Raw genomic sequence first — 13,598 nt, forward strand, 5'->3', positions numbered from 1 at the left:
AGTCGCTCGGCCAGTTGGTAGCGTTTACGCAAATCGGTGTCATGGGTCAGGAAGCGCTGGAGGGGTTCGAAATGCGGCTGGTCGATCAACTGTGCCGAACCGTTGAGGCCGAGCACGCCGATCTTGGCGCCGGGGAAGAACGACAGCGAAATGTTTTTCAGGATTTCCCGCTTCGGCGGAACAACTTTGCCCAGCCGATGCATGGTGAAGACGTATTGAGCCATGGAGAACCTTGGGTCAGTGACAGATGAATGATTGGAGCGCAGGCGAAGCCCGGCCAGACTGTGCGCGTCGTCCGCTTGATGGCGATCAATACGTGCGCGCTGAAAAAGTCTGATTCTAGGAGCTGGAACGCTCCCGCGTAACCGGCAAAGCTACCTGAATGACAGATGGCAGTCCAGCCGACAGGGGCTGGCACTTCGCCACAACTCAAGGCATGCTAGCCGCCCTCCGGGCGTCCGGCTTATAGTGCACGTCGCGCCAGTCCAGCCAAACCGCAGGATTACAGTGTGTCTAATGTCTCTCCGCCATCTTCTGTGAGCGCACCCCTCCCTGCGGCCGGGACGCCCCTGCGCGGAACCTTGAAAGGCGCACTGGCGACCCTGGTGCTGTTGCTGCTCGCATTGCTGTTCTGGCAGTTGCTCGATCAGTTGAGCGAAACCCAGAAAAACCAGCGCCAGCACACCATCGACTACACCGCCGACCTGGCGGCCCAAGTCAGCCTGAACATGGCGCTCAATGCGCAGATCGCGCTCAACCTGCTACCGATCGTCGAACAACCGCAAACCGCCGACGAACAACAGGCGTTGCTGCGCAAGCTGCAACAGTCGTTGCCGGAGCTGCGCAGCCTGGCGTTACTCAGCCCGTCCGGCAAAATCCTCAGCGACAGCGCCGATGACAGCACCGACGCCGATTACCTGAGCGAACTGGTGCGCCGCAGCCGCGCCCAGGCTCACTATTTCAGCAATGCCGATGACGGCTCGGTGGTGCATTTGCTGTTGCACCAAGCCAGCGGCAGCTCGCGTGGTTACTGGGCCTTGCGCCTGGCGCCAACGTTTTTCTCGGTGCTGACCAAACAAAATGAAACCGGTATCCGCCCGCTGTGGCTGGTGGAAAATCGCCTCAATCACCAGATCATCAGCCGCGATGACTCTCTGCCCTCCGCCTCGCTTTCGGTGCTGACGCCGGACGACATGGCCAACAGCGTGCTGACGGTGCCGCTCAGCAGCAGCGACTGGCAAATGCGCGGCCTGTTTGACCGCCAGCGCGTGATCGAACAATTGCTACCGGCATTCATCGGCAAATGCCTGTTGGGCCTGGCCTTCTCCATGTTGCCGTTCATCGCGCTGCTGAACATGCGCCGCCGTCAGCGCCAGTTGCATGAGGGGCGCCGCCGTTATCAGGATATTTTCGACGGCACTGGCGTCGCGCTGTGCGTGCTCGACATGTCTGGCCTGAAAAGCGCGTTCGACAAGGCGCAGTTGCATGACAGCGAACAACTGAAGATTTGGCTCGACACGCCGCAACAACGCCTGCATCTGTTGCAGGAATTGCGCATCACCGAAGTCAACCAGGTCGCGCTGCAATTGCTCAACGTCAATTCCTGCGACCAGGCCTGGCAGTTGCTGATCAATGGCTGCCCATTGGACGGCAGCGCCATCGGCACCCAGGTGCTCGCCGCCGTGCTCAATCAACAGAAACAGCTTGAGCTGGAAATCAAACTGCCGGACGCCAATGGCCGCGACCAGCATTTGTGGCTGGTGCTGCGCCTGCCGGAGGATCAGAACGACTATAAAGCGGTGATCCTGAGCATCAGCGACATCACCAGCCGCAAACTGATCGAGCTGTCGCTGCTGGAACGTGAAGGGTTCTGGTCCGACGTGGTGCGCACCGTGCCCGATCACCTGTACGTGCAGGACGTGATCAGCCAGCGGATGATTTTCAGCAACCACCATCTCGGCCAGACGCTCGGCTACAACCGCACCGAGCTGCACCAGATGGGTGAATATTTCTGGGAAATCCTGCTGCACCCCGAAGACGCCGATTTTTATCACCGTTCGCGCCAGGGCCAGCGCCAGGCCGGTTATCGGCAATTGCTGCAATGCCAATTGCGTTTCCGTCATCGTGATGGCAAATGGCGGCGTTTCGAGATTCGCGAACAGGCGCTGGCGCGGGACAAGGACGATCAGGTCACGCGGATCATCGGGGTGGCCAAGGACATCACCGATCAGATCGAAGCGAGCGAGTCGTTGCGCGACAGCGAGCAGCGTTACCGCATGCTCGCCGAAAGCATCAGCGACGTGATTTTCTCCACCGACAGCAAGATGTCGCTCAATTACGTGAGCCCTTCGGTGCAGGCCGTGCTGGGGTATGACTCGGACTGGATCTTCGAGAACGGCTGGCAATCGATCATTGCCAACCCGCAACAACTGACCGGCATCTACAGCCTGATGGATCGGGTCAGCAAAGCGCTGGATAAACCCGAACAACTGGAATTGTTGCGCAATCAGGTGCAAACACAGCTGTTCCTGTTCGATTGCCTGCGGGCCGACGGGCGCAAGATCCCGATCGAGCTGCGGCTGGTGCTGGTCTGGGACGAACACGACGCTTTCGAAGGCGTGCTGGGCGTGGGTCGCGACATCAGCCAGCAACGCCGTGCGGAGAAAGACCTGCGCATGGCCGCCACGGTATTCGAACACTCGACCTCGGCCATCCTTATTACCGACCCGGCCGGCTACATCGTCCAGGCCAACGAAGCCTTCAGCCGCGTCAGCGGTTATGCCGTCGAGCAAGTGCTCGACCAGTTGCCGAACATGCTGACCGTCGATGAGCAACAGGAAGCGCACCTGCGTTATGTGCTCAAGCAACTGCACCAGAACAACACCTGGGAAGGGGAAGTCTGGCTCAGGCGGCGTAATGGCGAGCATTACCCGGCGTGGGTCGGCATCACGGCGGTGCTCGACGACGAAGGCGACCTGGCCAGTTACGTGTGTTTCTTCAGCGACATCAGTGAGCGCAAGGCCAGCGAACAGCGGATTCACCGCCTCGCCTATTACGACGCCCTGACGCACCTGCCGAACCGCACGCTGTTCCAGGACCGTCTGCACACCGCGCTGCAATCGGCGGAACGGCAGAAGTCGTGGGTGGTGCTGATGTTCCTCGACCTCGACCGTTTCAAACCGATCAACGACTCCCTGGGCCACGCCGCCGGCGACCGCATGCTCAAGGAAATGGCCACGCGCCTGCTTGGCTGCGTCGATGACGACGACACCGTGGCGCGCATGGGCGGCGATGAGTTCACCTTGCTGCTGCAACCGAAGGTCAGCCGGGAAATCGCGCTGAACCGGGCGATTCATGTCGCGGAACAGATCCTCGCCAGCCTGGTCAAGCCGTTTGTGCTGGAGGGTCGCGAGTTCTTTGTCACGGCCAGTATCGGCATCGCGCTGAGCCCGCAGGACGGCAACGAACTCAGCCAGTTGATGAAGAACGCCGACACCGCCATGTACCACGCCAAGGAGCGCGGCAAAAACAACTTCCAGTTCTATCAGGCCGACATGAACGCCAGCGCGCTGGAGCGCCTGGAGCTGGAAAGCGACTTGCGCCATGCCCTGGAGCAAGACGAATTTGTGCTGTATTACCAGCCGCAGTTCAGCGGCGACGGCAAGCGCCTGACCGGCGCCGAAGCCTTACTGCGCTGGCGTCACCCGCGTCGCGGGCTGGTGCCGCCGGGGGATTTCATACCGGTGCTCGAAGAGCTCGGCCTGGTGGTGGATGTCGGCGACTGGGTGATCAGCGAAGCCTGTCGTCAGCTTAAGACCTGGCATCAGGCCAAGGTCCGGGTGCCAAAGGTTTCGGTGAACATCTCGGCGCGGCAGTTCTCCGATGGCCAGCTCGGCACGCGGATCGCGAACATTCTCAAGGAGACCGGTCTGCCACCGGCGTGCCTGGAGCTGGAACTGACCGAAAGTATCCTGATGCGCGAAGTCAGCGAGGCGATGCAGATTCTCGCCGGGCTGAAAAACCTCGGCCTGAGCATTGCGGTCGACGACTTCGGCACCGGTTATTCATCGCTCAACTACCTCAAGCAGTTCCCGATCGACGTGCTGAAAATCGACCGCACCTTCGTCGATGGCCTGCCGTCGGGCGAACAGGATGCGCAGATTGCCCGGGCAATCATCGCCATGGCCCACAGCCTGAACCTGGCGGTGATCGCCGAGGGCGTGGAAACCCATGAGCAACTCGACTTCCTGCGCGAGCACGGGTGTGACGAGGTTCAGGGGTATCTGTTCGGGCGGCCGATGCCGGCGAGCCGATTCGAGGCGCAGTTCAGCAATGATGCGTTGTTCGTGTTCGACTGAGTGCAATCACTGTGGCGAGGGGGGCTCGCCACAGGAGCAAGATCACCGCTAATCCCGACATGAAGCCCACTTGTCTGCGACATGATGTCCTTTCATATGCCATCTAAAACCCGTTGGGTTAGAATGCCCCCCTTTTCTGCCCCGATCCTTGAGGACCGCCATGTTCAGCCGTGATCTGACTATTGCCAAGTACGACGCCGATCTCTTTGCCGCCATGGAGCAAGAAGCTCAGCGCCAGGAAGAACACATCGAGCTGATCGCTTCGGAAAACTACACCAGCCCAGCGGTGATGGAAGCTCAAGGCTCGGTCCTGACCAACAAGTACGCCGAAGGCTACCCGGGCAAGCGCTACTACGGCGGTTGCGAGTTCGTCGACGTGGTCGAGCAGCTTGCAATCGACCGTGCCAAAGAACTGTTCGGCGCCGATTACGCCAACGTTCAGCCACACGCCGGTTCCCAAGCCAACAGCGCCGTTTACCTGGCCCTGCTGCAAGCGGGCGACACCATTCTGGGCATGAGCCTGGCCCACGGCGGTCACCTGACCCACGGTGCCAGCGTTTCGTCCTCCGGCAAGCTGTACAACGCCGTTCAGTACGGCATCGACGCCAACGGTCTGATCGACTACGACGAAGTCGAGCGTCTGGCGGTTGAGCACAAGCCGAAAATGATCGTCGCCGGTTTTTCTGCCTACTCGCAGATTCTGGACTTCCCGCGCTTTCGCGAAATCGCTGACAAGGTTGGCGCGTACCTGTTCGTCGATATGGCTCACGTGGCCGGTCTGGTCGCCGCTGGCGTCTACCCGAACCCGGTGCCATTCGCTGACGTCGTGACCACCACCACGCACAAGACCCTGCGCGGTCCACGTGGCGGCCTGATCCTGGCGCGCGCCAACGCCGACATCGAGAAGAAGCTGAACTCCGCCGTTTTCCCGGGCGCCCAGGGTGGCCCGCTGGAACACGTGATCGCCGCCAAGGCGATCTGCTTCAAGGAAGCGCGGCAGCCTGAGTTCAAGACTTACCAGCAACAAGTGGTGAAAAACGCGAAGGCAATGGCCGGCGTGTTCATCGAGCGCGGTTTCGACGTGGTCTCGGGCGGTACTGAAAACCACCTGTTCCTGCTGTCGCTGATCAAGCAGGAAATCTCCGGTAAAGATGCCGACGCCGCGTTGGGCAAGGCGTTCATCACCGTAAACAAGAACTCCGTGCCAAACGACCCACGCTCCCCGTTCGTCACCTCCGGCCTGCGCTTCGGCACCCCGGCGGTAACCACTCGCGGCTTCAAAGAGGCTGAGTGCAAAGAGCTGGCCGGCTGGATCTGCGACATCCTGGCGGACCTGAACAACGAAGCGGTGATCGACGCCGTTCGTGAGAAGGTCAAGGCCATTTGCAAAAAGCTGCCGGTATACGGCGCTTAATTGCACCGCTAAATCGCAGTGATAAAAAAACCGGTCAGTGATGGCCGGTTTTTTTTCGACTGCACATTACGGGGGGGGTTGATCGGTTTTGCGAGCGCTGGCAAGCCAATGTTCCTGGCGCTCTGGTTGGCCAAAATCGTATTGCCGGTTAAATCGCTATCGCGAGCAAGCTCGCTCCCACAGGGTTTGGGTTGTACACAACATTTGTGACCACCGAAGACCCACTGTGGGAGCGAGCTTGCTCGCGATGAGGACCGCCAGACCGATGAAGATACTTGCGTCTACTCCGCCGCCACCCGCGCAAACCCCGCGCGAATTTTCTCCTCCGGCAAATCATCGGCAATAAACACGATTACGCTTTCCCGCGCCTCGCCCTCTGCCCATTCCGTGTCCCAGTCAAAACCGTAGAGCTTCAACACGCCTTGAAACACCATCCGCCGCGGCTCGCCAGCAATGCTCAACACACCTTTGTAGCGCAGCAATTGCTTGCCGTGCTCTTCCAGCAGCTCATTCATGAACTCGCTGAGCTTGTCGATATCCAGCGGTTTGTCGGTGCGCAATACCAGGCTGGAGATGCGGTCGATGGACGGCGCCTTGCTCACGGGGCGCAAGCTGACGCCACCCCCCAGGTCGGCGTTGAGGTTGAAACCGCGCACATCCAGCAATTCGGCCAGGTCGATCTTGCCGTGGTCGACCAAGCGTATCGGGGCGCGGCGGTTGATGCGGGTCAGGCGGTCGCTCAAGGCGCTGAACGTCGCTTCATCCACCAGATCACGCTTGCTCACCAGCAAGCGGTCGGCAAAGCCGATTTGCGCCTGGGCGATGGTTTGGGTCAGGTGCGTGTCGGCGTGGGCCGCGTCCACCAAGGTGATGATGCCGTCGAGGATGTAGCGCTCGCGCAGTTCTTCGTCGATGAAGAAGGTTTGCGCGACGGGCGCCGGGTCGGCCAGGCCGGTGCATTCGATCACCAGGCGGTCGAAGGCGATTTCACCGCTGTCCAGGCGTTCGAGCAGCAGGTAGAGCGCTTTGGTCAGGTCGGTGTGGATCGTGCAGCAAACGCAGCCGTTGGACAGCGTCATCACTTGCACCGGCTCGTCGCCCAACAGTTGAGTGTCGATGCCGGCGTCACTGAATTCGTTCTCGATCACGGCGATTTTCAGGCCGTGTTCGGCTTTAAGCAGGTGGCGCAACAGCGTGGTTTTGCCCGCGCCGAGAAAGCCGCTGAGGATGGTGACCGGGATTGGAGAGGACAACTGGAGTCTCCTTGTGCTCGAAATTAAAAAACACCACATAACAAATGTGGGAGCGGGCTTGCTCGCGAAAGCGGTGAGTCAGTCAACAAACGAGTCGACTGACAGATCGCCAACGCGAGCAAGCTCGCTCCCACAGGGTAATGCGCTACCTCAGTGCCGACAGATCAACAGCACTTCGGCCCACCCTTGCCACCGTAACGAGCCTCCTGGCGTTCCCGGAAGAACATTTCGTAGGTCATCACCGGTTTGTCCGGGTGTTTGGTTTGCATATGCTCGACGTAGTTGTCGTAGTCGGGCATGCCGACCATCAGGCGCGCGGCCTGACCGAGGTATTTACCGAGGCGACTCAGGTCATTGAACATGCTTGCAATCCTCGATTACGCGTCTGGAACTGCCTGGAATGGCGCTTCTTTATCCGTACGGTCCTTGGTGCCCCAGGCGGCGATGCCGACCTTGAGCGCGTAGAACAGAATACTGAAGACCACGAACAGGAACAGCGCCGTCAGCGTTGCGTTGGTATAGGCGTTGAAGATCACGTGCTGCATTTGCGTGATGTCCTTGGCCGGGGCGAGGATCTGACCATTGGCCAGCGCATCGCTGTATTTTTTCGCCAGCGACAGGAAGCCGATCGCCGGGTTGGCGTCGAACAGCTTGATGAAGCCTGCGGTCACGGTGCAGATCAACAGCCAGACAGCGGGCAGCATGGTGACCCAGATGTAGCGCTGGCGCTTCATTTTGATCAGCACAACGGTCGCCAACATCAGCGCGATACCGGCCAGCATCTGGTTGGAGATACCGAACAACGGCCACAAGGTGTTGATGCCGCCCAGTGGATCGATCACGCCCTGATACAGCAAATACCCCCACATCGCCACGCAGCCGGCCGTTGCAATCAGGTTGGCGGTCCAGGACTCCGTGCGTTTCAGCGCCGGAACGAAGGAGCCGAGCAAGTCTTGCAGCATGAAGCGCCCGGCCCGCGTGCCTGCGTCGACCGCCGTCAGAATGAACAGCGCTTCGAACAGAATCGCGAAGTGATACCAGAACGCCATGGTGTTTTCACCCGGCAACACGCTGTGCAGGATCTGCGCGATACCGACCGCGAGGGTCGGCGCACCGCCGGCACGGGCCAGGATGGTGGTTTCACCAATGTCCTTGGCCACGGCAGTCAGCGCGTCCGGCGTAATCGCAAAACCCCAACTGCTGACGGTTTGGGCCACGGTGACCACGTCACCGCCGACGATTGCCGCCGGGCTGTTCATGGCGAAGTACACACCCGGCTCGATCACCGAAGCGGCAACCATGGCCATGATCGCCACGAAGGATTCCATCAGCATGCCGCCGTAGCCGATGTAACGGGCATGGCTTTCGTTAGCCAACAGTTTCGGCGTGGTGCCGGAGGAGATCAGCGCGTGGAAACCCGAGACCGCGCCACAGGCGATGGTGATGAACAGGAACGGGAACAGACCGCCCTTCCACACCGGGCCAGTACCGTCAATGAACTGGGTCAGTGCCGGCATTTTCAGCTCGGGCATGGTCACCAGAATGCCGATGGCCAGGGCGATGATGGTGCCGATTTTAAGGAAGGTCGACAGGTAGTCACGCGGCGCCAGAATCAGCCACACCGGCAACACCGCTGCGACAAATCCGTAACCGATCAGCATCCAGGTGATCTGAATGCCGGTGAAGGTAAAGGCTTTGGCCCAGACCGGATCAGCGGCAATCTGCCCGCCCAGCCAGATCGAACCGAGCAGCAACAGCACGCCGATGATAGAAATTTCACCGATACGGCCCGGGCGGATGTAGCGCATGTAAATGCCCATGAACATCGCAATCGGGATGGTCGCCATCACCGTGAAAATGCCCCACGGGCTCTCGGCCAACGCCTTCACGACGATCAACGCCAGTACGGCGAGGATGATGATCATGATCAGGAAGCAGCCAAACAGCGCGATGGTGCCAGGGATGCGGCCCATTTCTTCGCGGACCATGTCGCCCAGAGAGCGGCCATTACGGCGAGTCGACAGGAACAGGATCATGAAATCCTGAACCGCGCCGGCCAATACCACACCGGCAATCAGCCACAGCGTGCCGGGCAGGTAACCCATCTGCGCCGCCAATACCGGACCGACCAGCGGTCCCGCGCCAGCAATGGCCGCGAAGTGGTGACCGAACAGGATGTGTTTGTTGGTGGGGACGTAGTCCAGACCATCATTGTTGAGTACGGCGGGGGTGGCCCGTCGCGGGTCGAGTTGCATCACATTGTTGGCGATGAACAGACTGTAATAGCGGTAGGCAACCAGATAAATGGCCACCGCTGCGACCACAATCCACAAGGCGTTGATCGCCTCGCCTCGACGCAATGCCACTACGCCAAGGGCGCACGCTCCTACGATTGCCAGCAGCAGCCAGGGTAGATGGCGTAGCAGGCTATTATTATTTTTCATTTTTTTATTCCAGCCAGGGTGGACAAGAAAGACAGCCACCCCGAGTTTAGCTCGCTTGACGGCAAAGACCATACCCCGACATTGGTCTAGACACCTGCCTCGCTGGCAGGCTTTATTGATGCGGGTCTATAGTCAGCCAACATTGATGAGGATTGGGCCATGAGCGAGCACCCTGCCGATCGCCGCCGCTTCAAACGTATTGCATTCGATGCCAAAACCGAACTGAGCCAGGGGGAATACATCTGGCCGGTGAAACTGATCGACCTGTCGCTCAAGGGCTTGCTGATCGAGAAGCCCGAGCCGTGGCTAGGCAATCGCGAGCATCACTTTTGCGTCGATATTCATTTGACGGCTGACGTCGCGATCAAGATGGATGTGATGCTGACCCACGATGACCGTGGTCAGCTCGGGTTTGTCTGCAAACACATCAGCCTGGAGTCCATCGAGCGCTTGCGGCGGTTGATCGAGCTTAACCTGGGCGATCCAGAGGGACTGGAGCGCGAATTGGGCGCCCTGATCGAAATCTGAAGACCAGCACTAATCCAATGTGGGAGCGGGCTTGCTCGCGAAGGCGGTATGTCAGCCAACATCCACGCCAGCTGACATGCCGCCTTCGCGAGCAAGCCCGCTCCCACAGGGTTGGTGTTTATTCGAATAGTGCGTCGAGCGCCTGTTCCAGGCGGGTCACGGCGATGATCTGCAACCCCGGCGGCGCTTCCTTCGGCGCGTTGCCCTTGGGTACGATGGCGCGTTTGAAGCCGTGCTTGGCGGCCTCTTTCAAGCGTTCCTGCCCGCTCGGCACCGGACGCACTTCACCCGACAGCCCGACCTCGCCAAACACCAACAGGTCATGCGGCAACGGCCGGTTACGCAAACTGGACATCACGGCGGCCATCAACGCCAGGTCGGACGCGGTTTCCAACACCTTCACCCCGCCCACCACGTTCAGAAAAACGTCCTGGTCATGGGTCGGAATGCCGCCGTGACGGTGCAGCACCGCCAGCAGCATCGCCAGCCGATTCTGATCCAGCCCCAACGTGACTCGACGCGGGTTGGCCAAATGGCTGTCATCGACCAACGCCTGGACTTCCACCAGCATCGGCCGCGTGCCTTCCCACGTCGCCATCACCACACTGCCCGGGACTTCTTCCTGAGCACGGGTCAGAAAAATCGCTGACGGGTTGGAGACTTCTTTCAGGCCTCTGTCGGTCATGCCGAACACGCCGAGTTCGTTGACCGCGCCGAAACGGTTTTTCACCGCGCGCAGCAAACGCAACCGGCCATCGGACTCGCCCTCGAAATACAAAACCGTATCGACCATGTGCTCCAGCACTCGCGGACCGGCGAGCGCGCCTTCCTTGGTGACATGACCCACGAGAAAAATCGCCGTGCCGCTCTGCTTGGCGTAGCGCACCAGCAGTGCCGCACTCTCGCGAACCTGAGACACGCCGCCCGGTGCTGATTGCAGTTGCTCGGTGAAGATCGTCTGGATCGAGTCGATCACCATGACTTTGGGCTTTTCGACCCGAGCGGTCGCGATGATGGTTTCGATGCAGGTTTCGGTCATCACCCGCAGCTGATCCTGCGGCAAGCCGAGACGACGGGCGCGCATGGCCACTTGCTGCTGGGATTCTTCGCCTGTGACATACAACGCCGGCATGGTCTTGGCCAGGTTGCACAAGGTTTGCAACAGGATGGTCGATTTGCCGATGCCGGGATCGCCCCCGATCAGCACCACCGAGCCGTCGACCAGGCCGCCACCCAACACGCGATCCAGTTCGCTGGAAGAGGTGGAGAAGCGCGGGACTTCTTCGACACTGACTTCGGCCAGGGTTTTGATTTGCGCCGGCTGGCCGGTCCAGCCGGTGCGACCGCTGGGAGGTGCGGCACCGCCGCTCTCGACCATGGTTTCGGTCAGGGTGTTCCAGGCCCCGCACTCACCGCACTGGCCGGCCCACTTCGGGAAGGTTGAACCGCACTCGGTGCAGCCGTACATGCGCTTGGCCTTGGCCATCTGAACTCCCGGCAAAAACCGCGATGATAGCTCAGCTGGAGCGAATCAGCGCGACGCACGAGTGCGCAGGATATAACCGGCCTCGATAAAAGTGTCGGGGGAACAAGGTTTTGGAAGATGCCATTACAACTTTTCCGCTTTCCTGGAAAACGTTCGCCGAACATCGGTTCAACCATTTGTCCAACTTTGCGACGCACAATACCTGGCAAATCCGGATAACAGCCAATGGATCAACATCAAACTTGTACAGTTCCTGATTATTAAATTGCTGACCGTACAACTCCCACGGCGCAATGTCACCCTTATTGATATGAGCGATGAAGTCATTCGTCATATAGCTGCAGTCTTGATCGTAGACTTTGGCATCGACCTGCGGCTGAAGGATATTACTTCCCTGCGAACTTTCCCGGTGCAACTTCTGTTCGTGACATCACCGCCAGCATAAGTCACGGGAGTGAACGACGCGCTCCGCAGTCGCTGTCGGTCAACGCGCTGGAGTGTCTGGAGCAGTTGCACGTGTTGCCACGGCATCAAGCCATTCGTGCCGGCGGTTTATGAGTTTTGGTGATCGCCTGCCGCCGCGCCGTTGTCACGGATCAGCGTCGCGGCATTGACCGGTTTTTCTTCGAATATTCAGTCAGTTAGCGAGCCCGCCGTGCGAGCTGGAGGGCATTTTGTAAACTAATCGAGGCCAGATGTGTCGATAACAAAGGGCATTGTAAGTAGACGTTTCAAGCAAGAGCCATTTTGCTGATTTACACTGCGTTCACCAACCTCATCTGTAACAAGGAAATAACCTATGGGCGTGATAAGTGAGTTCAAGGCCTTCGCGGTCAAAGGGAATGTGGTCGACATGGCGGTCGGTATCATCATCGGCGCCGCGTTCGGCAAGATCGTGTCGTCGTTCGTCGGCGATGTGGTGATGCCGCCCATCGGCCTGCTGATCGGAGGCGTGGACTTCAGTGACCTGGCCATTACGCTCAAAGCCGCCGACGGTAACGTCCCTGCCGTGGTGCTTGCCTACGGTAAGTTCATCCAGAGCATGATCGACTTTGTGATCGTCGCTTTTGCGATCTTCATGGGCGTCAAAGCCATCAACCGCCTGAAGCGCGAAGAGGCCGTTGCGCCAACGCTACCACCGGTTCCGACGAAAGAAGAAGAGTTGCTGGGCGAGATCCGCGACTTGCTCAGGGCTCGGAACGACCGGCCCTGAGGGCTGGCCTGAACACAGATCGGCGCCTGTTGGCGCCGTTTTGTTTACCAGAACGTCTCCACTGCCACCTGGCCGGGCCGTCGGCTGAGGCTCAGGTTCATGTCGCGTTGTTTAAGCACCGCGCGCGTGTCATCAATCATCTGCGGGTTACCGCACAGCATCACCCGCGAGTGCTCAGCCGTCAGTGCCACGCCGGCCGCCCGCTCCAGTTCGCCGTTCTCTATAAGTGTGGTGATGCGGCCGTTTAGCGCACCGGGATGAATTTCGCGCGTTACGGTGGCGATGAACTGCAATTTGTGCGCGTATTCGGCCAGATAATCGCGTTCCACCAATCCGGCGATCAATGCCTGATACGCCAGCTCCCGCGCTTCGCGCACGCTGTAGACGAGGATGATGCGCTCAAATTTCTCCCACACCTCAAAGTCTTGCAGGATCGACAGAAACGGCGCTATCCCCGTGCCGGTGGCCAACAGCCAGAGATCACGGCCATCGATGAAGCGGTCCGGAGTCAGGTAGCCAAAGGCCTGGCGATCAACCAGCAGCGTATCGCCGACCGCAAGTTTACTCAGCTCGCTGGTGAACTCCCCGCCGGGCACGACAATGGAAAAGAATTCGAGAAACTCGTCGTGGGGCGAAGACACCATGGAATACGCGCGCCACACGGTGCTGCCGTCGTCACGAGTCACGCCCAGCCGGGCGAATTGCCCCGCGCGAAAACGAAACCCGGGATCCCGGGTGGCCCGCAGGGTAAACAGGTTGGGGGTCAACGACTGGACATCGAGCAAGGTTTGACGGGTGAATTTCTCGGCACTGACGGTCATGGGGCGCTCCCTTCAACAGATACCCCCAGTGTCCCGCAAACCCGCCGATAGAAACACCGGCGATTTGTAGTGCCTTTACTT

Annotated in this window: 11 protein-coding genes; 4 read left to right on the forward strand and 7 right to left on the reverse strand. The window is 59.7% G+C overall.

The window, feature by feature from the left end:
- A partial coding sequence (locus ACQKP4_RS07235) for a hypothetical protein (protein WP_427631744.1) occupies positions 1–224 on the reverse strand: 224 nt, incomplete at its 3' end.
- Positions 225–509: 285 nt separating this feature from the next.
- Between ACQKP4_RS07235 and ACQKP4_RS07240 the strand changes: the two genes are divergently transcribed.
- Both ACQKP4_RS07240 and glyA read left to right on the forward strand, forming a co-directional pair.
- Positions 510–4,358 carry a sensor domain-containing protein gene (locus tag ACQKP4_RS07240; RefSeq protein ID WP_427631746.1) on the forward strand — a complete coding sequence of 1,283 codons (3,849 nt, stop codon included), beginning with the start codon at positions 510–512 and terminating at the stop codon, positions 4,356–4,358.
- A 160-nt stretch (positions 4,359–4,518) separates the two neighbouring features.
- Positions 4,519–5,772 carry a serine hydroxymethyltransferase gene (gene glyA / locus ACQKP4_RS07245; protein WP_427631748.1) on the forward strand — a complete coding sequence of 418 codons (1,254 nt, stop codon included), beginning with the start codon at positions 4,519–4,521 and terminating at the stop codon, positions 5,770–5,772.
- Positions 5,773–6,053: 281 nt separating this feature from the next.
- On the opposite strand, the gene yjiA is transcribed toward glyA, so the two are convergent.
- The 3 genes from yjiA to ACQKP4_RS07260 all read right to left on the reverse strand — a co-directional run bounded on the left by yjiA (position 6,054) and on the right by ACQKP4_RS07260 (position 9,469).
- A complete protein-coding gene (gene yjiA / locus ACQKP4_RS07250) occupies positions 6,054–7,025 on the reverse strand; it encodes a GTPase (protein WP_427631750.1) in 972 nt (323 codons plus the stop codon).
- 164 nt (positions 7,026–7,189) lie between these two features.
- Positions 7,190–7,387, reverse strand: coding sequence for a YbdD/YjiX family protein (locus tag ACQKP4_RS07255; RefSeq protein WP_008154232.1), 198 nt, complete (start codon positions 7,385–7,387; stop codon positions 7,190–7,192).
- Between the two features lie 15 nt (positions 7,388–7,402).
- Entirely contained in the window at positions 7,403–9,469 is a 2,067-nt protein-coding gene (locus tag ACQKP4_RS07260) for a carbon starvation CstA family protein (RefSeq protein ID WP_427631752.1), read from the reverse strand.
- 159 nt (positions 9,470–9,628) lie between these two features.
- Here ACQKP4_RS07260 and ACQKP4_RS07265 point away from each other — a divergent pair, with 159 nt between their 5' ends.
- Positions 9,629–9,997, forward strand: coding sequence for a PilZ domain-containing protein (locus tag ACQKP4_RS07265; RefSeq protein ID WP_427631754.1), 369 nt, complete (start codon positions 9,629–9,631; stop codon positions 9,995–9,997).
- Positions 9,998–10,115: 118 nt separating this feature from the next.
- On the opposite strand, the gene radA is transcribed toward ACQKP4_RS07265, so the two are convergent.
- A complete protein-coding gene (gene radA / locus ACQKP4_RS07270) occupies positions 10,116–11,483 on the reverse strand; it encodes a DNA repair protein RadA (RefSeq protein WP_427631755.1) in 1,368 nt (455 codons plus the stop codon).
- 31 nt (positions 11,484–11,514) lie between these two features.
- Positions 11,515–11,898 carry a catalase gene (locus ACQKP4_RS07275; protein WP_427631757.1) on the reverse strand — a complete coding sequence of 128 codons (384 nt, stop codon included), beginning with the start codon at positions 11,896–11,898 and terminating at the stop codon, positions 11,515–11,517.
- 384 nt (positions 11,899–12,282) lie between these two features.
- Here ACQKP4_RS07275 and mscL point away from each other — a divergent pair, with 384 nt between their 5' ends.
- Positions 12,283–12,696 carry a large-conductance mechanosensitive channel protein MscL gene (mscL, locus tag ACQKP4_RS07280; RefSeq protein WP_427631759.1) on the forward strand — a complete coding sequence of 138 codons (414 nt, stop codon included), beginning with the start codon at positions 12,283–12,285 and terminating at the stop codon, positions 12,694–12,696.
- A gap of 44 nt (positions 12,697–12,740) precedes the next feature.
- Here mscL and ACQKP4_RS07285 read toward each other — a convergent pair whose 3' ends face one another.
- Entirely contained in the window at positions 12,741–13,517 is a 777-nt protein-coding gene (locus ACQKP4_RS07285) for a ferredoxin--NADP reductase (protein ID WP_427631761.1), read from the reverse strand.
- Positions 13,518–13,598 lie beyond the last annotated feature (81 nt).

The sequence above is a fragment of the Pseudomonas sp. NPDC086278 genome, from assembly GCF_050280905.1.
Classification (GTDB): Bacteria; Pseudomonadota; Gammaproteobacteria; order Pseudomonadales; family Pseudomonadaceae; genus Aquipseudomonas.